This window comes from Tenacibaculum profundi (assembly GCF_057162725.1).
Genome location: NZ_CM169894.1, coordinates 1392639 through 1414638, shown reverse-complemented (window position 1 = coordinate 1414638; position 22000 = coordinate 1392639). Strand labels below are relative to the sequence as shown.

Sequence of the window (22000 nt, the reverse complement as noted above, 5' to 3'; positions counted from 1 at the left end):
AAAAGAGCTTTATTGTTATTATTTGTTTTCTAAATCTTAAGAAGATAAAATTTCAAGAAGAGCTTTTATTGAAAATTAAGGAAGCAAAAATATGATTTGATACACGAATAACCTGCTTAATAATTTGTTAAAATTAGAAAAGAAATGTTAAAGAGCTTTTTTGATTTTTTCAAGATAACTTGAATTGAATAAAAATCCATTGAGTAGGTCTATTTATAATTTGGCACAAACAATAAAAGAGAAGCCCTGAAGACTTCTCTTTTGATGTTCGCGTATGGATAATATTTTATCAACCAAGTTACTTATTTCACAAAAAATTTTTTAGTAATTACTTTTTGTTTGTTACTTAACCTTACTATGTAGACACCAGTCGCATGGTTTGATAAATCCATAAAATCTTCATTTTTTCTGGTTGTAATATCTTTGACAACGGTTCCAATAATATTGTAAATGATAATACTTTTATCGTCACTTAATGGGTTCCATTTAATTGTGAAAAACTTACTATTTTCTGGACTAGAAATAATAGTAATAGAATCATCTTTTAATCCTTCACCTCCTGTTCCTGAAGGTTCTACATCAACATAAATCTCCCAAACTCCTCTTCCAAAAGTAGCAGCCCTTAGTTTATTACTATCATAATGAATTTCTATATCATGAACGATGACATTAGGAAGGTTTTTACCTAGTTTTACCCAGTCGTTTATTGAGTTTCTCCAATAATAAACTCCTAGATCAGTAGCAAGATATAGCTCACCATCACTGGTACCTGTTTTGTAAATAATTTTATGAGCAGGAACGTTTGGTAATGAACCAGACATATTAGTCCAAGTATCTCCTCCGTCTTTTGATTTAAATACACGACCATTAAGGTAACCCGAATAAGCAATATAAACTTCAGATGGATTTGTTGGGTGTACTTCAATACTTTTTACGAAACCCAAAATAGGTAAGTCAATATTAGTCCAAGTTTTACCTCCATTGATCGTTTTTTTTACGATTCCATTCTTTCCTGAAACATAAATAACATTAGGGTTAGAAGGAGCTATTGAAATAAATTCTACAGAACCAATATCTGAATTTAAGTTAGTCCAATTATCACCTCTGTCAGTTGATATATAAACATCTCCAAATCCCCCATAAATAATGTTGGGATTTGTTGGGTGTATTTCTAATTCCCATATGAATGGAGCTCCCGACGGAGTATCTAATTCTTCAGATGGGGTTCTAAATCCGTTTAGTGTTCTGTTAAGACTTCCGTTTTGACTGCACGACCAAGCGATATTTGAATCAGAATAGTCCCATAAACCTTCAACACCATCAGAGCCAGGGTTTTCTCCTTTGAATTTGTTGTTGTCGTATATGGCAATATCATTATCTTGAGCTCCTAAAATCAACTTTCCAGGGTTTTTAGGTGTACCTGAAACATTATAATATTGCGTAATGGCTAACCCAGAAGATAAATCAGCCCAAGGAATATCAGTTGATGCATCACCTTTAAAAACACCTCCATCATTAACTGAAAATACTTCGTTAGAGTTCGGTAAAAACATCATATCATGATGATCAGAATGAACGTAGAAATAAGGATTTCCAGATTGCCAGTAACCATCTAAATATTTATGCCAGTTAGCTCCTCCATCCGTTGATCTCCATCCATCAACACCTCCAGCAATAATTAAATTTTTATTTAAGGGAGAAATTGCTAAAGTCATATTATATCCACCTTGAGAGTCGTATTCATAAATGCTGTTGATATCTACCCAAGAAGTCCCTTGGTTAGTAGATTTTCTGATAACGCCATCAATATCAATACTAAGGAGTAATTCAGGATCATCAGGAGTTTGTGCGATATCTAGCCTGCCAAAACTAGGAAAAGGTATCTTTTTCCAGTTAACTCCATTATCTGTTGATCTGTAAAAGCCATTATTCATTGAAGTAGCATATATTATAGAATTACTGTTAGTTTTGTATTGTATATCATTGAAGTAAGCGTTGGTTTCTGTATAAATATCAGTCCAAGTATCACCTCCGTCAGTTGATTTTTTTATACTATTTCTTGTTGTAGCAAAAATTATATTTGTGTTATTTGGATCAATTAATAATTTACTGATAGAATTGAAATCGGTAATGTTAAATTCTAATCCAGTTAAATTCCAACTTTCTCCAGCGTCGGTAGATTTTATAACTCCAATAGAGTAATTATTAATACCATCCCAGTCTCCTGTAGCGGCGTATAAAAGATTGCTATTTGTTGGAGATATTATAATGTGAGAAATACCGATATTCGGTAAATTATCTGACTTTGGAGCCCATGTTAACCCTCCATTGGAAGTTTTCCAAATACCCCCAGCGGGGGTTCCAACATATATAATTTCAGCATTGTCTTTTTGAAGTGCTAAGGTATTAACTCTTCCCATTCCTGGGTAAAATCCAATGTTTGATTGAGGAGGTGAAGTAGGACCTAAAAGAGACCATGAATCCGTTTTTCCATTTCTTGATGAGGTTGATTTATTTTTTTTATTATTTTCTTTAACCCATTCGTTATAGGTGTGTTTTGGAGATACAAATTTTCCATTTGGAGAAATTCTATCTCCCCAAAAATTGGTCCAACGTTCAAATTGTTTTATTTGTTTTTTACTTTTTCTTGTATTTTTAGAACGTATTCCTTGTAGCCTTTTTTTATTTTTTCGGATAAGATCGAAATAATTACTCTGTTCAGGAGAAGTATTTTTCCAGCTATAATCCTGAGCGAAAAGTACTGTAGGGAAGAGTAAAATAAGTTTTAAACGGAGTAAAGTTTTATTTAGCATTCAATATTTTTTTGATATAACAGTTATTTTCCGAAGTTATTATATCGGAATAACGCAATTTTATTTAATTTTTTTTTATGGTTAAATTTTGATAGAATATAACTGTTTTGTTTTACGATATAAATTAGACCCTAGAAATGGAGAAGACGAAAGTATTTTTTTAATCAAGAATACTTTATTTGGATCTTTTTTTTAGACTCTAAAAGGTTAAAACAATAAATTTCATTATTTTCAGAAAAACTATAATAAATTAATAAAGTGAAAAGAATATTTTTTTTTATTATGCTTGCTTCAAGTATTTGTTCCAAGGCACAAGTTAATTTAGATTACTATCTTCCTAAAAACATATCTTTTAATAAAACTATACCAGTTCCATTAGCTGTAGTAGGTCATGAAGTGGGTGAATGGCATATAACCCATGATAAGCTTGTAAGTTATATGAAGGAATTGGCAAAGGTGTCTGATAGGATATCTATTGAAGAGAGAGGAAAAACTTTTGAGGGAAGACCTTTATTATTACTTAAAATAACTTCCAAAAAAAATCAGTCGAGAATAGAGCAAATAAGGAAGAATCATATAAAGATTACAGACAATGAAAGTTTCGATGTGTCAAAAGAACCAATTATTGTTTATCAAGGCTTTTCAATACATGGAAATGAATCTAGTGGAGCAAATGCTGCTTTAGTTTTAGCGTATTATTTAGCAGCTGCTAAAGGGGAAAATATAGATAATTTATTAGATAATGTTGTTATCTTGTTAGATCCAGTAATGAACCCAGACGGTTTGCAGCGTTTTGCACACTGGGCAAATACAAATAAATCGAATATTATAAATTCAGATTCTAACGATAGAGAATTTCATGAAGTATGGCCAGGTGGTCGAACAAATCACTACTGGTTTGATATGAATCGTGATTGGTTACCAGTACAATTACCTGAAAGTATTGCTAGAGTTAATACTTTTCACGATTGGTTACCAAATATCTTGACAGACCATCATGAAATGAGTACAAATTCAACGTTCTTTTTTCAGCCAGGAATTCCTCAAAGAACGAATTCTTTGACTCCATTGATAAATCAAGAATTAACAAAAAAAATAGGTGAATATCATGCACAAGCTTTGGATAAAATAGGATCTTTATATTATTCTGAAGAAGATTTTGATGATTTTTATTATGGAAAAGGATCAACATTTCCTGATATAAATGGAAGTATTGGGATTTTATTTGAACAAGCAAGCTCAAGAGGGCATTCACAGGAAAGTGAAAATGGAGTACTTACTTTTCCCTATACGATAAGAAATCAATTTATAACATCATTATCTACATTGGATGCTGCCCTTGACATGAGAATAGAGATTTTAAATTACCAGCAAGAATTTTATAAAAAATCAAGGAGCTTATATGAAGATAAAGCAATTGTTTTTGGGGATGCAAAAGATTTAGGTAAAACAAATGAGCTTGCAAAAGTGCTAAAAAAACATAAAATAGAATTACATGAAATTAAAAATGATTTTGAAATAAATGGGAAAAAATTTAAAAAAAATTATAGCTATGCAATTCCTTTAAATCAAAAAAATAACCGATTGGTAAAGGCTATGTTTGATGTAAAGAAAACATTTAAAGATAGTTTGTTTTACGATGTTTCAGCATGGACATTTGATGCTGCTTTTGGTGTAGATTTAGCTCGTAATGTTCCTTTGAATAAAATTGGTAAAGAAGTTAAAGAGCTTTACAAGAAAAAAGGAAGAGTTACCTCGAACAGTATTATTGGGTATTTAATGCCTTGGAATGAGTATTATACTCCTAGGGCATTACATAAAATTTTAGAAAAGGGTTTAAGAGCTAAAGTATCTATGAGAAACTTTAAAAATAACGGAAAATCATATGATTATGGAACAATTTTTATTCCAGTTCAAAATCAAAATTTGAGTCAAAGAGAATTATTTATGGTATTAGATAGGGTTGCACAAGAGAATAATCTATCGATTGCTGGAGTAAATACTGGACAAAATATAGGTATAGATTTAGGAAGTAGAAATTTTAAAGCGATAAAAAAGCCTAAAGTAGCTATGTTGGTAGGAAAAGGTATTAAAAGTTATGATGCTGGAGAAATATGGCATATGTTAGATCAGCGTTTTGATATGAAGTTGACAAAACTGGATACCGATTATATAAAAGACGTTAACTTAGATAAGTATTCTGTTATCATTATTCCCAATAGTACTGGAATCAGTATAGATATAAAAAAAAGTATAGGTGCATGGATCAATAAAGGAGGTGTATTAATAGCATATAAAAATACATTAAACTGGTTAAAAAAAGCAAATTATTTTATGGTAGACTTTAAATATCCTGAACTTAATGAAGTGAAGAATGTAATTTTCGAACAAAGAAAACTATTGGAAGGAGCTCAATTAATAGGAGGAGCAATTTTTAAAGCTAGAATAGATCGATCTCATCCCATAAATTTTGGATATAAGAATAATGAAATAAATTTATTTAGAAATTCAACTATTTTTATGAAACCAGATAAAAAGAGTTATAATAATCCAATACAATACACAAACGAACCTTTGGTAAGTGGATATGTTTCTGTAAAAAATTTAAATATATTAAAGAATACAATACCGTTAAAAATTCAACCTTTAGGAAAGGGAAAGGTAATAGGTTTTACAGACAACACCAATTTTAGAGGATTTTGGTTTGGTACAAATAAGCTTTTGATGAATGCTATATTTTTTAACAATATAATGTAATTATGATTTTTTTGTAACAAAATATAAGTTATCTAGTCTATAATATAAATATAAAAAAAGAAATAACATTGAGTGTGTTCAGAGTTTTGTTAGCCATTATTTTTCCTCCATTAGCTGTTATAGGTAAAGGATGTGGATCTTTAATTATTGTTTTTCTATTAACTCTTTGTGGATGGGTCCCAGGCGTTATTGGAGCATTAGTTATAATTAATTCAGATAAATAAAACACTCACTTGAGCGTTTTATTTATCTGAATATTTCTTCTATAATTTTTCCAGTATTTCCATTTGGGAATTCAATACTTAATAAATTTGAAATAGTAGGAGCGATATCGATTATTTCGTATTTTTTCTTAGATGCTCCTTGTTTTATTCCTTTCCCATAAAAAATAATAGGAACATGGGTGTCGTAGGAATAACCAGATCCGTGTGTTGTTCCTTTTTTAGGGTAAATAATAGTTGACGGATTAGGAACAAGCAATATGTCCCCTGAAAATTTTTGATTATAACCATTTTGAAGAGACTTCATAATTCCTCTTGTAAAAGTGTTATTTAACATTGTTTTAGATGTTGCGACTTTATATATTCCAGGATAGTCTATAGCTGCATTGGAGATAGTATTACAAACATCCTCAAAATTTAGTTTTAATTCCTTTATTTTTTTGGTGTCTAAGAAAATTTGAAAATTTGAAAAATTTGAAATCAAACTTTCAGTACCAAAGTGTACTTTTGTTATATTATTTAAATAGTTTGTGAATTTTTTAGGTTTTAAATAATTTCCAGGAATTTTTATTGATTCAAGGTAAGAGGGAACTTGCGTTGCTGCGTGATCTGCAGTTAAAAATAAAGTATAGTTGTCCTTACCAATTTTTTTGTCTAAAAAATTAAAAAGGCTAGTCAAGTCTTTATCTAAACGTAAATAGGTATCCTCTATTTCTTTTGAGGCTACTCCAAATTGATGACCTACATAATCAGTAGATGAGTAACTAATACTTAGAAAGTCAGTATGTTCAGATTGTCCCAAATTTTCTCCAATGATCGCAGCTTTAACAAAATCAGTAGTAAAAGAATTACCTGCAGGTATTGCTTTTATAATACTATAGTTGTTATTACTTTTTCTTAATTCTGGAATATTATGAGGAAAAGTAGGCTTATCTTGACCTTTAAAAGTTGCTTCGTAATTATTTTCATCTTCAATACTTTCTGTGTAGCTTTTAATGTCGTATAGAGTATTCCACGGAGTACGCAGGTACTCATCGACCTTTTTTAGTTTATTAAAAGTACTAACCCACTTTGGTAAGGCTTTCATATAATATGAAGAGGTTATCCATTCTCCTCTTTTACCCCCATCAAACCAGTAGGCAGCATTAGCCGTATGTCCCACAGGTAAAATTGCTGAACGATCTTTAATGGCAATACCAATTGATTTTCCTTGCATATTTTGAGATAAACGAAGTTGATCCGCAACAGATGTCGTAACTAGCCTATGCGGAGATTTTTTTCCCCCATTTCCATCATTACCAATAGTTTTTTGGTTTTCATCATCAACACAATAGATTGATTTTTTTTGATATTTATCGAACCAATTATTACCTATTATACCATGATTTGATGGGGTGGTTCCTGTGAATACTGAAGCATGGCCTACAGCAGTGTATGTTGGTATGTAGTTATAGTGAGCATTTTCTAAAGAGAATCCATTATTTAAAAGTCTTTTAAATCCTCCATCTCCATATTTCTTATCAAACCGAGTTAAATAATCATAACGCATTTGATCTATGATAATTCCAATGACAAGTTTAGGTTTTTTGGGGTAATGTTCTTGGCTAATTAATTTTGTATTAACAAGGAAAATAATTACAAAAAATATTAAATTACTTTTCTTCATCTTTGATTTAAATTGTTTTGTCAAAAGTAATTAAAACATTTCTTAAAATGAATATCAATAGAAATAGTTAATGGTTTTTTATACTTTAGCAGATAAATAAATCAATTTTAATTAATGAATTATATTGAACACATCGGTAAATATTTTCTGATGTTAAAACAAGTATTTACAAAACCTCAAAGGGCCAGAGTGTTTAAAGAGGCCTTAATGAGAGAAGTTGAAGAGTTAGGTCATAAATCCATTGGAATAATTGCTTTTATATCTTTCTTTATTGGTGGAGTAATAGCCCTCCAAACAGCATTGAATTTAGAAAGTCCTTTCATACCCAAAAGTTTAATTGGTTTTGCCGCAAAACGTTCGGTAATCTTGGAGTTTGCTCCGACATTTTGTTCAATTATTTTAGCAGGAAAAGTAGGGTCTTATATAACATCAAGTATAGGAACTATGCGTGTTACAGAGCAGATAGACGCACTTGAAGTAATGGGTATTAATTCTTTAAATTATCTTGTTTTACCCAAAATTATAGCGACTGTTTTATTTTATCCCTTTTTGATTGTTCTAGGAATGTTTCTAGGTATTTTTGGAGGTTGGATTGCAGGTGTTATTTCAGGACTTTTTTCTGGAACAGATTTTATTTCGGGTGTTCAAATGGAGTTTAACCCTTTTTTAATAACGTATGCTTTGATAAAAACTGTAGTATTCGCTTTTCTTATTGCAACAGTTCCTTCATATCATGGATATTTTGTTAAAGGAGGCTCACTCGAAGTAGGAAAAGCTAGTACACAATCAGTTGTTTGGACAACAGTGGTTATAGTAATATCTAATTATTTTTTAACTCAAATGTTATTGACCTAAAATATGATTGAAATAAAAAAAATACATAAAGGATTTAATGGAGTTGAGGTATTAAAGGGAATAACAACTACTTTTAACCCTGGCGAAACTAGTTTAATAATCGGTCAAAGTGGATCAGGGAAAACGGTATTTTTGAAATCGTTGATAGGATTGCATTCACCAGAATCCGGAACAATTGTTTATAATGGGCGTATCAATACAGAAATGACTATTGATGAAAAAAGAGAATTTAGACAAGAGTTAGGAATGGTTTTTCAAGGAAGTGCATTATTTGATTCTCAAACAGTAGAAGAAAATGTAATGTTTCCACTTAAAATGTTTACAAAAAAGCCAAATGAAGAGATGTTAGATAGGGTAAATTTGGTGCTGAAAAGAGTAAATCTTGAAAATTCTAATGCCAAGTTTCCTGCAGAATTATCAGGAGGAATGCAAAAAAGAGTCGCTATAGCCAGAGCCATTGTGATGAATCCAAGATATTTGTTTTGTGATGAACCTAATTCAGGTTTAGACCCCCAAACAGCCATAGTAATAGATAACTTGATACAGGAAATCACAGATGAATATAAAATTACTACAGTTATCAATACACATGATATGAACTCGGTTATGGAAATAGGGGAAAAAATTGTTTTTCTTAAAAATGGTAAAAAAGCATGGGAAGGAACGAATAAAGAAATTTTTAAAACAGATAATGCCGCAGTCGTAGATTTTGTATACTCATCAGATCTTTTTAAAAAAGTAAGAAAAGCATACTTAAATAATTTGTGATGTAAAATGTTGTTTATTAGTGATGTGTGGATTTGAGTTTTTAAAAAGATAAAATATTCTAAAAAAAAGTTTGTTCAATCAATAAAAGCTTCTATATTTGCACCCGCAAACGCAGATATGCAAAAGCAAAAATGACCGGGTAGCTCAGTTGGTAGAGCATCTCCCTTTTAAGGAGAGGGTCCTGGGTTCGAGCCCCAGCCCGGTCACAAAAGCTTTTATAAAAAGCAAAACGCTCATAGGGGAGATTCCAGAGCGGCCAAATGGGACGGACTGTAACTCCGTTGTCTTACGACTTCGCAGGTTCGAATCCTGCTCTCCCCACAAAAAATCCTGATCATTTAGATCAGGATTTTTTGTTTTATATGGCTTTTCTTAACTCGTTTAATATGTTGGTTAAAGAAAAGAGTTGTGAAAATTAATTATTAACATGATTCAAAATAGGTAATGGGTAAACTTAAAAAAATAAACTTTTATGGGAGGTGATATTATTCTTACATATCTCTTTCTCGTACTGTCAATTGTTTCAATTTGGGTAATAGATATAAAATTATTTAAAGCAATACCAATATGGGGGGTATTTCTGTTTTTTTCGCTTGTGTTTGGAATGATAGGAGGTGTTGCTGAAATAAAGTCATTTTTGTATGCGTTATTTTATGGTTTTTTAGTTTATTGTTTCTATCAAAGAAAAAGTATTTTCAGTTTTTTTGTTGTTTTACTATTCACGATTCCTTTGTTCTTTCATTTTCTGGTAATTGGATTTGATAATTATAAATATGTAGAAGGGATTGTGTTATCAAAAAAATCAGTACCATACAGTTTGTATTTAAATTTGGATAAAACTTTAATAGGTGTGTTCATTTTAGGTTTAGGTTCGGAGAAAAATTGCATTAATTTTTTTTCTTACCTGAAAATATTTTTCTATAGTTTTTTCTTAATGGTAATCGTTTTTTTTGCCCTAACTTTCTTTATAAGGTACTCTGAAATAGATCCAAAAATGCCTGCTTTTATTCTGATTTGGATGTTGAGTAATTTATTTTTTACGTGTATCTCAGAAGAGTTGTTGTTTCGTGGATTTATACAAAAAGAAGTGTTTCTTTTTTTTAACAATAAGAAAGGTATAGGGTTAATTAGTGTTTCTATTGCAGCTATTTTTTTTGGGTTAGCCCATTATAAAGGAGGGGTAAATTACGTGGTCTTATCATCAATAGCTGGAGTTTTTTATGGTTATATCTACTATAGATCGGGAACAATTAAAAGTTCTATATTTTTACACTTCCTGTTTAACTTAACTCATATTTTATTATTTACTTACCCTGCTTTAAGACATTAAAAAAGTACTCGGGAAACCGAGTACTTGGTGTTAAAATAATTAATGAATTCTTTCTTAATTTGGTACAAAAAATGATTTGGTGAATTGACTTTTATTTGTAAATACATGTAAAAAATACCAACCAGATGATAATTCCTCTATATTTATGGTTTTTGATAAGTTATTTTGTTTAATAACATTTCCAGAAGGATTAGAGATTATGTATGTTGCATTTTTAAGGTAATTATCGAAGTTTATACTAATGCTACTAGCATTATATGTTGGATTTGGGTAAATCGATAATTCTGCTTTTTTGTGTGATGTGATGTTATTTGAAATAATTTTATCTTTAACTATTTCGTCGGTATTTCTTGATGAGTTTTCAATAATATTAACGGTATAGTCTTCTACTTCTCCGTCATTGAAGAAGGCACATGCTGTAGCAGGTTGATAATATTTTAATGAAATTCTCATTCTTGTTTCTCCTAAGAAAACATCTCTCGGTGTTGTGATATTAAAAACTAAATTTTTATTAGAAGAGCTGGATGTTGAAGCAACTTTTTCTTCTGCTTCAAATTCATTATTTTGATTATAATCTATCCAGACATTGTAGTATTCTGTGTAATGATCACCACTAAAACCACCTCTAATAATTAGATCATTGGTCGTACCAGCTAGAATAGTTGCTTTTTTATTTGTAAAATCAGAATAACCTGAACTTGAACCTGATTGATTATTCATTTCGCCGTAGGAAACAAAATCGATCCACTCGTATTCTGAATTTCTGGCTTCTGATTTACAATAAGTTTTTGAGGTTGTTTTTATTTCTACACTTGAGCTTTTTTTAGAAACATTACCTGCAAAATCGACAGCTTTCACAAAGAAAGAATACACTTTATCTGAATGTATGTTTTTATCTATGAAATTTGTCTCTTTTGTAGTGGCTATCTTCACGTTATTTCGAAAAACTTCATAATGCTTTACTTTTATGTTATCCTTTGATGCATCCCAGTTTAAAGAAATAGAGATATTAGTTATACCAGTAGCTTCCAAGTTTAACGGAGCCTCTGGTGATACATTGTCTTTCTTTATGGTTTGATAAGATATGTTATCTATCCCAGCTAAATCTTTTCCTTTTTTTGCTGAACGATCTTTTTTGTAAATCCATTGCAATGAATGTTTTCCAGCGGGTATTCTAAATGAAGCTGATGACCAAGGTATTTCACCGCTCCAACGTTTTTGTTCTTTTCCGTCTATTTTAAAGATTAAAAAATCATATCTCTTCTCCGATGAAACCATGTAATCGAACTTTATATTTGTTTCAACAGAAAAATTTTCTAGGAGGGTAAGTGTTGAATTTTGATTATCTTTTATTTTTCCAGAATTTGCAAAATGATTATTTTCCTTTGATATAGAGAATGTGTTTTGCGCATTATTTGAAAAGTTCGCTTGACTAAAGTCTGCTGTTTCGAAGTCTATAGTATTTGTTTCAATTATTTCGTCATTTCCAAGAACTATAATTGAAAATTCTTGTTTTGTACTTTTAGTTCCATCTGTTGCTATGATACTCACTTTGTGAACCCCATTAGAGCTTTCTGTTGGTGTGCCAGATATCGTATAATCACCATTTTTTTCTGAAACAGTCATCCATTCTGGTAAACTTTTAAAAGTAATATTTACAGTATCCTGACGGTTTTCATCTTCTGCACTAACTGTATATTCGTATTTATTTCCAATACGAATCCAGTTTTTTGGTTTCGATGTAAATTCAGGAGCCATATTTGTAGGATATAGATTAAGCATAATAGCATTGTTATCAATCCAGTTATATTTTCCGCCGTGAGAAATCATCTCTGTTAAATAAAAATAGCCATTGTTACTGCCACCCCATCCCCAATTAATGTGAAAATAGTCACCTTGATCGTTGGTGTCATAGCCATCTAAAACAAATAAGTGTCCAGCACTTCCAGCCTCTGGATCTTGAAGGTTTTCACTTCTTCCAGTATATAATACAGGCCTTTTTTTATCTAGTTGCTTTTTAATCATTTTATTCCAATTTTCATCAGAATAACTATATCTGTAAACCATGCGTGCACTTCTGTTATATTTAAAATATCTTTTTAAGGCAGATAGTGCATTCGCAGAATAAGCGCTTGAGCCACCATCAGCTGAAGTACCATAGTTCATTGAGACAGCTACACCACAATGAAAAGATAACAAGGCATTTTCATCATCTGCTCTCATTTTTGACATGTTATCCCAGTCGTATATTTGATTTTCAAAATCTGCAGATATTTCTCCATATTCTTTATGGTTGTATGAGTTTGAACCTTTTCCCCTTTTAGGAAATTCCCAATAACGCATGACTTGTGCCATCGCGGTGGCAACACAACCAACAATTGACTGCCCTTTTTCGTTTTTTGGACAAAATTTTTGAAAACCTCTTGATTGAGTGTAAAAAATATCATCCATTAAAGGAGCGATAATAGTTTTTCTTCTCAAAGATTTTTTATCGCTTAATAGTTTATCCCATCCTGGGTGAGCTATATTTGAATTTCTTCCACTAAGACTATTATTGGAATTCTCATAAACAAAATTTTTATAAGCTGTCATAAGGTCTTCAACAGTTTCATTTTGCAATTGAGTATCAAAATCAGAAGAGTCTGAATATGCTAAAATAGGTTTGGTAGTATTATCGGCAGAAACTATAATGAAACCACCTTCTTTAAATTTTATGACAAAATAAACGAGTTTTGATTGATGGTAGGTTTCGTCAATAGTAGCTATTTCTTTTTTCAAATTTTTAGGGGAATTACGCATATTTTTCACCCACTTTTTTGCAACTTGTATAGCCATTTTTTTACTGACAGGGGTCGCAAATAGACCAATGCAAAGTAGAAGTGAAAGAAAGGTTAAAATAGTAGTTTTTTGTTTCATTTTAAATTGTTTATAATTTGAGTAGACAAAGCTATCTTTTGAAAAGAAGCGATGAAATAAGTAGTTTTACTATGCTTTTGCTGGGTGTTTTTACTAGCTTTTACCGGGTTTTTTTGTGTTTTTTTAAGGGTAAGGAGTTGTTTAAAAACAACAAAATTATCTTTTTCGTTGTTTTTTAAACAAAATAATTCTTTTGAGGTTATATCTCAATGAGGTGTAATTTATAGTCCATGATTGTTACATAATATTTTGATTTTGAGTTTTTTTATTTTGTTTTGATGATGTTTGCTAACTTTATAAGTTATATGTCAAGTTTTTCTATTTAAAACGAATAAAGAGAGGATTGATGCTATATTGTAAATCATTAATTGTGTGCTAAAAATTAACAGCTTAAAAATTATGTAAAAAATGAAAGAATTATTTTTGATACTATTACTTATTCTAAAAACAATACATATTCAAGCACAAGATGTAGGGGTTTTAAAAGGAAGGGTCATTGATTTTAAAACCCGAGAACCGCTACCATTTGTTAATGTTCTGGCTTTAGGAACACAAAGAGGAACAATAACAAATGACTTAGGAGAATTTAGAATTACTAATTTACCGTTAGGTTATCGGAAAGTTAGTGCTTCTTTTTTGGGTTATAAGATTGTAATTTCGTCTGATTATTTAATAACAAAAGAAAAAATACCTTTTATTACAATTGAAATGATTGAGGATGAAAATCAATTGACAGAAGTTGAGGTGAAAGCAAAACTTTTTACAAAAACGTTGGAGAGTCCTTTGTCGCTGAATTCCCTAGGGGTAGCAGAGATAGAGCGCAATCCAGGAGGAAATAGAGATGTTTTAAGGGTAATTCAATCTTTTCCAGGGGTAGCTTCAAACCCTGGATTTAGAAATGATATTATAATTAGAGGTGGAGCTACTTCGGAAAATAAGTTTTATGTTGATGGAATAGAAGTGCCAGTTATTAATCATTTTCAAACTCAGGGGGCGACAGGTGGACCTGTAGGTATAATGAATACAGATTTAATTCGAAAAGTTGATTTTTACTCAAGTGCTTTTCCATCAAATCGAGGCAATACATTAAGCTCTATAATCGCATTTACACAAAAAATAGGCAATCCTGAAAAATTAAATGCTAGAGCAACATTAGGTACATCAGATGCAGGAATTACATTAGATGGGCCAATGGGGAAAAAAACTAGCTTTGTTGCCTCCGTGAGGCAATCGTATTTAAAGTTTTTATTTAAATTGATTAAGTTGCCTTTTTTGCCTACCTACAATGATTTTCAATTTAATATTAAAACTAATCTAAATGAAAAAAACGAACTATCAATTATAGGTTTAGGAGCGATTGATGATTTCGAAATAAATACGGAGGTTAATAATGGAGTCGAAGACGAACAACAGCGAAAAGCCAATCAATATATCCTAAACACAGTTCCTGTGAATGGGCAATGGAGTTATACTTTTGGGTTAAACTATAAGCATTTTGGAGAAAATTCAATGCAGCAGTTAGTTTTTAGTAGAAGTAAATGGAAGAATTTTGCTACAAAGTATTTTTTAAATGATAATTCGAATCCAGATAACCTATTGTTAGATTATGAGTCTATAGAGGTAGATAATAAATTCCGATTTGAAAATACTATAACTAAAGGTAAACAGAGGTTTAATTTTGGAGCAAACTTAGAGTTATCAAATTATTCAAATAATACTTTTCAGAAAATTGTTAACACACAAAATGCAATAGAAAGAAATTTTAATTCGGAAGCGAAATTTTTTAAATATGGTATATTTGGACAGTTTTCAACTTCATTTTTCAACAATAGTTTTGGGCTTTCACTGGGGGTAAGGTTTGACGGAATAGATTATAATAAAAACATGAAAAACTTATTCAATCAGTTTTCTCCTCGAATAGCCACTACTTATAATTTTGGTAATCAATGGTCATGGAATAGTTCGTTAGCTATTTATAAGCAACTTCCTTCTTTTACAATTTTAGGGTTTAGAGATAATAAGGGTGAGTTAATTAATAAAAAAGGGCTAGCGTATATTGAATCGCAACATGCAGTTTCAGGAGTAGAGTTTAGACCAAATGAAGAAACGAAATTGACCTTAGAGGGTTTTTATAAAAAATATAGTGATTACCCTTTTTCAGTAAGAGATCAGATTAGTTTAGCAAATTTGGGAGCAGATTTTGGTGTTGTAGGCAATGAAGAAGTTGTTTCAAGCTCTGAAGGAAGGGCTTATGGGTTTGAAATTTTAGCACAAAAAAAGACCTTTAAGGGGCTGTATGGAATAATTGCATATACTTTCGTTAGAAGTGAGTTCGAAGATAATTTAGGAAATTATGTTCCATCAACTTGGGATAATAAGCATTTACTAACAATTACTACAGGAAAAAAGTTTAATAGAAGTTGGGAGGTAGGTGCTAAATTTAGATTAGTAGGAGGGAGGCCTTATACTCCTTATAATTATGGTGCTTCTTCCGTTATTACAAACTATAATATTAGTAATGGAGGAATTTTAGATTTTTCGCGCTTAAATTCTGAACGATTTGGAACTTACACACAGTTGGATATAAGGGTTGATAAAACATGGTATTTGAAAAAAATGTCAATAAATCTTTTTTTAGATATTCAAAACATATATGCGAAGACAGCCGATAGGCAGCCTTTTTTATTACCAAAGGAAGATTCTAGTGGGGTAAGATATAAAGATCCAAATGATTCCTCAAGATATCTGCTAGAAGAGGTAGAGAATTCTTCTGGAAGAGCGATTCCTAGAATTGGTGTAATTTTAGATTTTTAAAAAAATAATTCACCTTATTTGTTAAATTAAAAAGGTAAATTGTAGGCTTATAAACATTAAAAATCTATTGTGAACTACCTACTACAACTAACTTTAATCTTTTTTTGTGGATTAAACATAATAAACGCACAGACATATCAGTTTGAAACCTTAATTGATGTGGAAAGTACTAATATTAAAAATCAAGATAGAACAGGAACATGTTGGAGTTTTTCAACAACTTCGTTTTTAGAATCTGAGATCATTAGGATTAAAGGAAAAATAATTGATTTATCTGACATGTATACTGTAAGAAATACCTATTTTAATAAATCTGTTAATTATTTATATAGGCAAGGGAAAGCACAGTTTAGTGAGGGTGGATTAGCGCATGATGTCATAAATGCTGTTAAAGAGTACGGTCTGGTACCTGAAGAGACTTTTACTGGTTTGACTATTGATGTAGAAAAGCACAATCATGCAGAGTTGGTGGAAGTATTGAAAAGCACATTAGACGTTTATATAAAAAAACCAGCCAAAAAATTAAGTTCAAAATGGAAACTAACTATTGAAAGTATTCTTGATGTATATTTAGGAAAAAAGAAAAAAGAATTTTATTTCGAGGGAAACTTATATACACCAAAATCATTTACAAAGTATCTTGAAATTAATCCGAGTAATTATATAACACTGAGTTCTTTTGAACATGTTAAAAAATACAGTTCTTTTATATTGAGTATACCTGATAATTTTTCAAACGGATCTTTTTATAATGTTTCATTAGATGAGTTGGTTAATACAACAATAAATGCGTTAAAACAAGGGTATACGATTGCTTTAGATTGTGATATTTCTGAAAAAACTTTTTCATCAAAACACGGACTCGCTGTAATTCCTAAATTTGTCAAAGATCAAGAAAAATCATTAACTACGATAGTTGAAGAAAAAAAAGTGACACCTGCTTATCGGCAGGAGGAATTTGAAAACTTTAATACAACAGATGATCACTTAATGCACATTGTAGGTATTGTTAAAGATCAAGAAGATAATACTTATTTTAAGGTCAAAAATTCATGGGGAGTAGACCAAGGGAATAATGGTTATGTGTATATGTCGATTTCATATTTTCAATTAAAAGCTATATCTGTTTTACTCCATAAAAATGCTATTTCAAAAGTTTTAAAAAAGAAGCTTAAACTTGAAAACGTAGTTGAGAATAATAATTTTTAGAGCTGTTTTAGTCTATTTTTACCAAAGGTATTTGTGATCATTGTACACGTATTTTGTATATTTATCGGTTGTAAAATGTTTTGATAATGGAAGAAAAATCAACAAAAAAAGCAGTAACTGAGGAATCAAAGAGAGCAATAAAGAAAGATGCGAAAGGGTTATTAGAGAACTCTAAAAAATTCTTGATTGAACTCTTAGATTTTAGAGATGATACAGACCAAGAAGCCACAATTGAGTCTATTAAAGGAGATATAGCTTTCAAAGGAGCTACTGCTTGGATATTAATATGTTCAATTTTTGTTGCTTCAATTGGGTTAAACGCTAACTCAACGGCAGTTGTTATTGGAGCGATGCTAATTTCTCCGTTGATGGGGCCAATTTTAGGAATAGGAATGTCTATTGCTATTAATGATATAGATATCTTAAAAAAGTCCTTAATAAATTTGACTACAATGATTGTACTCAGTTTATTAACTGCTTTTTTCTTCTTTTTTTTATTTCCATTGAAAGAAGAAACTTCAGAATTATTAGGACGTGTTCAGCCAGATATTCGTGATGTTTTAATTGCTTTTTTTGGAGGTTTGGCACTAATTATTGCAAAAACTAAAAAAGGTACAATTGCTTCTGTAATATTTGGTGTAGCAATCGCAACAGCATTGATGCCACCTTTGTGTACTGCTGGATATGGTTTAGCAATAGGGAAATTTGATTACTTTTTTGGGGCCATGTACCTATTTACGATTAATGCTATTTTTATTGCCATGGCAACCTTTATTGTTTTGAAATTATTGGGTTTTACGATGATTCGTTATGTTAATTCAGCAAAAAGAAAGAGGATAGCTAGATTAGCATCTTTTATAGCTGTATTGGTAATGGTTCCAGCTATTTTTACCTTTATTAGGGTGTATAAAGAAACCGTAATTATGGCTAATTATAAATTATTTATTAAGGAAAAAGTAGAAGCAAATGACAACCTTTGGTTACAAAGACAAAATATTGATAAAGATAGCAGAGAAATTAAGTTATACTTTAACGGAGAGTTGTCTCCAGCGATTAGATCGAGTTTAAAAAATGAACTAAAGGGGTATGATAAAATCAAAGACTTTTCACTTCATTTTAATGAAAACAGTGCAAAAAGTTTAGATGATTTATCAACGTCACTAAAAAGAGCCTATGCAGATTTAGATAAAAAAGACAATATAATAAATGGCCTTCAAAAAGAAATTGATGACTTAAAGTTAACTATTTCAGGTTTGAATTCAAGAATTGAGCAAAGTGCTTTGGAAAAAAACAAAAACTCTGTTCCATTTAATTCGATAATGAAAGAAGTAAAAATAAGATACAGTAACATTACTTCTATGAGTTTTACAAACAGATTAATTTCTAAAGATTTTATAAAGGTTGATACTTTACCTGAAATTACCATAACTTGGAATAAGAAGTTGCCAGATTCTATTATATTGAAAAAAGAAAAAGAGCTTAAAAAATGGCTTAAAAAAGAATTATCTTTAAGTAATTTAGAGTTGAAAAAATAGTAACTTGTGCATCAGCAGTTATCCTAAAACGATATATTAATTTTATATATATGATAATAAAAAGAATAAAAGAGTTAATGACCTATAAAGGGTATAGTATAGAAGAGTTTTCAAAAAAGATTGGTTTGGATACTGTTGAATTAAATAGTTTATTGAAACATGATAGAGGATTAATTAGTGAAAAATTTTTAAAATCTATTTTAGAATCATGTCCTGAGATTAATTTCGAATGGTTGCTTTTAGGTAAAGGTGAAATGCTTTTATCTACTACAAATGTTAAATATGTAAAAAATCTAGATGAATTATCTCCAGAGGATATTTTAGATTATGTTCTCACGTATTGCAATAAATTTAGAGAGGAACCTAAAATAGAAGCTGTCGTAAACATATTTTCAAATTTTAAGCAACAGAAAATTTTACAAAAAATGTATGATAAAATAGAAAGTTATGAAGAATTATTGGAGGATAAGAAAAGATAGAATTTTATTTATCTTACTTTTAATTCCTTCTAAAAAAGCAATTGATGAGTTTTATTTAAAAACTCACTCATTTTTTGGTCAAGCCTGTTTTCAAGGCTGGCTGTTTTATTTTCTTCTTCAATAACTTTTTCCGCAATTTCTATAATTGTTTTCTTCTCTCTATTTTTTCTCTGCTCTTTTGTGGAATATCTTTTTTTTCTGAATATTCTTTTTAATATTTTAGATATAATAACTTTCCCCATAAATTAAACATCTTTTAAAGTGCTAACAATATCTTTGTCAAAGGCATCTGCATTTTCTTTTACTGTATCTGTCGCTAACATAGCTTTATCATTTCTTTCAGCGTATAATGCTTTCAAAGCTACTCTAGGATAATGAATTGTTTTTATTTTATCAATTAAAGACAATTGTTTTAAAATTATATCATCTTTGTATGTGTAATTTTTAACTAGAAAATAAGTGAAAAAAGTAGCTAACCAAGCACATAATGAAATTATGAGAACGTAACTATTTTCTGAAAAGTCTTTTTGAGTTAAGAATATTAAATGGATTAACCAAAAAAAGGCTACAGTTATACCTGTTAGTGATACAAATTGAAAGCCATAATTACTGCCATTTATGATGTCATCGTATAAAGATTTACAACTAAAAAACATTAGTGCAGACACAAGTCCGAAAATAAAAATCCAAAATCGTAAGCTCGTTCTACCTCGAAAAGAAAGATTTTTTTTTAAAAGGTCTCTTTTATCATTTAATGTTTTAATTTTCTGACTATAATCAGATAGGAGTAATGTGGTTTTTTCATAATAATTTTTGGGTGTTATTACCTCATTTTTTAGATCTTCCAAATGTCTATTTAGTAACGCATTTCTTTCGTTTATTGTCTTGTGGTATTCTAAATCATTTGGCTTAAGAGTAACTGATCGCGCCGGAAAAAATATATGAAACATAGACATAGTCACTAATAAAAAAGTGACCATGCCTGCTAATGAAGTTTTAACGAGTTTCCCTCGGGTCATCGTCATCTTCCCCATCATCGTCTGGATCGACAAGAAAGATTTTATTGATCTTGGTATGTTGTTTTGCGGTTTGCTCATTTTGTTCTATGTCTTTCAACGAGTTATCTGTACAATTTACAAATAATACCATGGCAAAAAAAAGCGTGATAAGTGTCTTTAATTTTTTCATAATTACTTCAAAATTTATATTAAAAATTGAAGTAAATTAATAATAAATAAATACTACTAGCTTATTTCTGACGAAAAATCAGTATTACTACCTAACCTTTTGCAAATTTATTATGTTTATTTAATGGTTGCAATACCTATTAATACTATATGGTAATAAGGGTTATCCCTAAATAGTTTTGCGCCAAAAAAATATTTTGTCTATATCAAGTATGTTAGAAATAAGAGCAAAAAAAACCGAGCTATGCTCGGTTTCCTTGATTTTTGTTAGAAATATCGTAGGTTGTGTTGTTGTTAGTTATTGATTAATAACTCTAAATGTTGTCCTACGATTTGCTGAGTGTTCTCTTTCAGTACAAGAAACTCCATCAGCACATCTATTAGTTAACCTATTTTCTCCATAACCATTAGCGGTTAATCTACTAGGGTTAATCCCTTTTGAAATTAGATAATTTACAACAGCACGAGCTCTTCTTTCAGATAAAGATTGATTGCTAGTTTTTGATCCTCTAGAATCTGTGTGAGATTCAATGGCCACAGCTACTCCGCCTTTTAAAACAGGTAGAAGTCTTGCGTTGATAATTTTCTTTGCACCGCTTGTTAAAACTGCACTTCCTACATTCCAGTTTATAGGAAGGGGTGTGTTCTCTACTAATTTACACTCAACCTCTTTCCAAGAAGTTAATCCTCCTTTAGATACTAGAACCTCTTTAGATATCGTTTTATATTTAGCAGGAACAGTTACTTCTTCTTGTCTCGCTTCTGTATCCACTACTGTTTTCGTTATTGTTTTGTATTCAGCAGGAATGGCTATTTCTTTTACTGTTGGAGGGCTTACCATTACTCTTTTATTGTAAGTTTTTTTTGCGCCTGAAACAGGAATTTTTCTGGTACTTGCGTCATTGGATAGTTTAGTTATTTTAATGGTTTGATAAGATGCTGGAACGGGTTTATAACACCAATATCTACAATCATTTGGATCGCTAGATTCGCAATCAGGGGCTTTTTCGCTCATTTCCCAACGAGCCGATGCAGGCCTTGTTTCTATAGTTTCAGAATCAGGAGCAAAAGAAGCAGGCGATGCTTTTAAGTTATAAGTATCTTCTTTTGAAGTATATGATACTGTTTCGTTTTTCCATACGGCAGGAACAATTTCTAGTCTTTTACTAGCTTCTTTGACTAATACTTTTTCTGTAACAGTTTTAAAAGTTGCAGGATAAGTCACAATTTTTTTATAAGCTGGAGAAACTTCAAGTTTAACTTCTTCATTTTTCCATACTTCTGGAGTTTTACATCTCACATAGCATTTTCCAGGTTCAGGATTACTTGGTAAGTCTTGCGCAAAACTCATAGTAGTTGACGCTAATGCAAGAATTCCAGCAAACAATAATTGATTTTTCATAAGATATTATATTTATGATTAAATGATTTCATTTCTTATGACACCGCA

Annotated in this window: 15 protein-coding genes and 2 tRNA genes; 11 read left to right on the top strand and 6 right to left on the bottom strand. The window is 30.5% G+C overall.

What is annotated here, in order from left to right:
* Nucleotides 1–302: 302 nt before the first annotated feature.
* Nucleotides 303–2813, bottom strand: coding sequence for a VPS10 domain-containing protein (locus AC2GW8_RS05640; RefSeq protein ID WP_440881801.1), 2511 nt, complete (start codon nt 2811–2813; stop codon nt 303–305).
* A 282-nt stretch (nt 2814–3095) separates the two neighbouring features.
* On the opposite strand from AC2GW8_RS05640, the gene AC2GW8_RS05635 reads away from it, so the two are divergent.
* Together AC2GW8_RS05635 and AC2GW8_RS05630 are read left to right on the top strand one after the other, a co-directional pair.
* Nucleotides 3096–5570: a M14 family metallopeptidase gene (locus tag AC2GW8_RS05635; protein WP_440882189.1), complete on the top strand. Its 2475-nt coding sequence runs from the start codon at nt 3096–3098 to the stop codon at nt 5568–5570.
* Nucleotides 5571–5638: 68 nt separating this feature from the next.
* Nucleotides 5639–5794 (top strand): YqaE/Pmp3 family membrane protein, encoded by a 156-nt coding sequence (locus tag AC2GW8_RS05630; protein ID WP_440881800.1) that lies wholly within the window; start codon nt 5639–5641, stop codon nt 5792–5794.
* A 22-nt stretch (nt 5795–5816) separates the two neighbouring features.
* On the opposite strand, the gene pafA is transcribed toward AC2GW8_RS05630, so the two are convergent.
* Nucleotides 5817–7457: an alkaline phosphatase PafA gene (gene pafA, locus AC2GW8_RS05625; protein ID WP_440881799.1), complete on the bottom strand. Its 1641-nt coding sequence runs from the start codon at nt 7455–7457 to the stop codon at nt 5817–5819.
* A gap of 114 nt (nt 7458–7571) precedes the next feature.
* Here pafA and AC2GW8_RS05620 point away from each other — a divergent pair, with 114 nt between their 5' ends.
* From AC2GW8_RS05620 to AC2GW8_RS05600, 5 genes are all read left to right on the top strand, one after another.
* On the top strand, nt 7572–8312 hold the full coding sequence (locus AC2GW8_RS05620) for an MlaE family ABC transporter permease (protein WP_440881798.1): 741 nt from the start codon (nt 7572–7574) through the stop codon (nt 8310–8312).
* Nucleotides 8313–8315: 3 nt separating this feature from the next.
* On the top strand, nt 8316–9080 hold the full coding sequence (locus tag AC2GW8_RS05615) for an ABC transporter ATP-binding protein (RefSeq protein WP_440881797.1): 765 nt from the start codon (nt 8316–8318) through the stop codon (nt 9078–9080).
* 133 nt (nt 9081–9213) lie between these two features.
* A tRNA-Lys gene (locus AC2GW8_RS05610) sits at nt 9214–9286 on the top strand.
* Nucleotides 9287–9318: 32 nt separating this feature from the next.
* Nucleotides 9319–9401 (top strand) — tRNA-Tyr (locus AC2GW8_RS05605).
* A gap of 673 nt (nt 9402–10074) precedes the next feature.
* Complete coding sequence (locus tag AC2GW8_RS05600; RefSeq protein WP_440881796.1) at nt 10075–10410, top strand: CPBP family intramembrane glutamic endopeptidase; 336 nt, start codon at nt 10075–10077, stop codon at nt 10408–10410.
* A gap of 54 nt (nt 10411–10464) precedes the next feature.
* Here AC2GW8_RS05600 and AC2GW8_RS05595 read toward each other — a convergent pair whose 3' ends face one another.
* A complete protein-coding gene (locus AC2GW8_RS05595; RefSeq protein WP_440881795.1) occupies nt 10465–13326 on the bottom strand; it encodes a C10 family peptidase in 2862 nt (953 codons plus the stop codon).
* 408 nt (nt 13327–13734) lie between these two features.
* On the opposite strand from AC2GW8_RS05595, the gene AC2GW8_RS05590 reads away from it, so the two are divergent.
* From AC2GW8_RS05590 to AC2GW8_RS05575, 4 genes are all read left to right on the top strand, one after another.
* Nucleotides 13735–16140: a TonB-dependent receptor gene (locus AC2GW8_RS05590; RefSeq protein ID WP_440881794.1), complete on the top strand. Its 2406-nt coding sequence runs from the start codon at nt 13735–13737 to the stop codon at nt 16138–16140.
* Nucleotides 16141–16206: 66 nt separating this feature from the next.
* Complete coding sequence (locus tag AC2GW8_RS05585; RefSeq protein WP_440882188.1) at nt 16207–17349, top strand: C1 family peptidase; 1143 nt, start codon at nt 16207–16209, stop codon at nt 17347–17349.
* Nucleotides 17350–17435: 86 nt separating this feature from the next.
* Entirely contained in the window at nt 17436–18884 is a 1449-nt protein-coding gene (locus AC2GW8_RS05580; protein WP_440881793.1) for a DUF389 domain-containing protein, read from the top strand.
* Between the two features lie 50 nt (nt 18885–18934).
* A complete protein-coding gene (locus tag AC2GW8_RS05575) occupies nt 18935–19363 on the top strand; it encodes a hypothetical protein (RefSeq protein ID WP_440881792.1) in 429 nt (142 codons plus the stop codon).
* Between the two features lie 29 nt (nt 19364–19392).
* On the opposite strand, the gene AC2GW8_RS05570 is transcribed toward AC2GW8_RS05575, so the two are convergent.
* From AC2GW8_RS05570 to AC2GW8_RS05560, 3 genes are all read right to left on the bottom strand, one after another.
* The gene (locus AC2GW8_RS05570; RefSeq protein WP_440881791.1) at nt 19393–19605 is read right to left on the bottom strand and encodes a hypothetical protein; all 213 of its coding nucleotides are present in this window, start codon (nt 19603–19605) and stop codon (nt 19393–19395) included.
* A gap of 3 nt (nt 19606–19608) precedes the next feature.
* A complete protein-coding gene (locus tag AC2GW8_RS05565; RefSeq protein WP_440881790.1) occupies nt 19609–20460 on the bottom strand; it encodes a hypothetical protein in 852 nt (283 codons plus the stop codon).
* Nucleotides 20461–20848: 388 nt separating this feature from the next.
* Entirely contained in the window at nt 20849–21952 is a 1104-nt protein-coding gene (locus AC2GW8_RS05560; protein ID WP_440881789.1) for an OmpA family protein, read from the bottom strand.
* Nucleotides 21953–22000: the final 48 nt, after the last annotated feature.

Excerpts from the sequence above, each read along its gene's own strand:
- AC2GW8_RS05640 (WP_440881801.1), bottom strand. The coding sequence starts at position 2,813 with ATGCTAAATAAAACTTTACTCCGTTTAAAACTTATTTTACTCTTCCCT.
- AC2GW8_RS05635 (WP_440882189.1), top strand. The coding sequence starts at position 3,096 with ATGCTTGCTTCAAGTATTTGTTCCAAGGCACAAGTTAATTTAGATTAC.
- pafA (WP_440881799.1), bottom strand. The coding sequence starts at position 7,457 with ATGAAGAAAAGTAATTTAATATTTTTTGTAATTATTTTCCTTGTTAAT.
- AC2GW8_RS05620 (WP_440881798.1), top strand. The coding sequence starts at position 7,572 with ATGAATTATATTGAACACATCGGTAAATATTTTCTGATGTTAAAACAA.
- AC2GW8_RS05615 (WP_440881797.1), top strand. The coding sequence starts at position 8,316 with ATGATTGAAATAAAAAAAATACATAAAGGATTTAATGGAGTTGAGGTA.
- AC2GW8_RS05600 (WP_440881796.1), top strand. The coding sequence starts at position 10,075 with ATGCCTGCTTTTATTCTGATTTGGATGTTGAGTAATTTATTTTTTACG.
- AC2GW8_RS05595 (WP_440881795.1), bottom strand. The coding sequence starts at position 13,326 with ATGAAACAAAAAACTACTATTTTAACCTTTCTTTCACTTCTACTTTGC.
- AC2GW8_RS05590 (WP_440881794.1), top strand. The coding sequence starts at position 13,735 with ATGAAAGAATTATTTTTGATACTATTACTTATTCTAAAAACAATACAT.
- AC2GW8_RS05580 (WP_440881793.1), top strand. The coding sequence starts at position 17,436 with ATGGAAGAAAAATCAACAAAAAAAGCAGTAACTGAGGAATCAAAGAGA.
- AC2GW8_RS05575 (WP_440881792.1), top strand. The coding sequence starts at position 18,935 with ATGATAATAAAAAGAATAAAAGAGTTAATGACCTATAAAGGGTATAGT.
- AC2GW8_RS05570 (WP_440881791.1), bottom strand. The coding sequence starts at position 19,605 with ATGGGGAAAGTTATTATATCTAAAATATTAAAAAGAATATTCAGAAAA.
- AC2GW8_RS05565 (WP_440881790.1), bottom strand. The coding sequence starts at position 20,460 with ATGAGCAAACCGCAAAACAACATACCAAGATCAATAAAATCTTTCTTG.
- AC2GW8_RS05560 (WP_440881789.1), bottom strand. The coding sequence starts at position 21,952 with ATGAAAAATCAATTATTGTTTGCTGGAATTCTTGCATTAGCGTCAACT.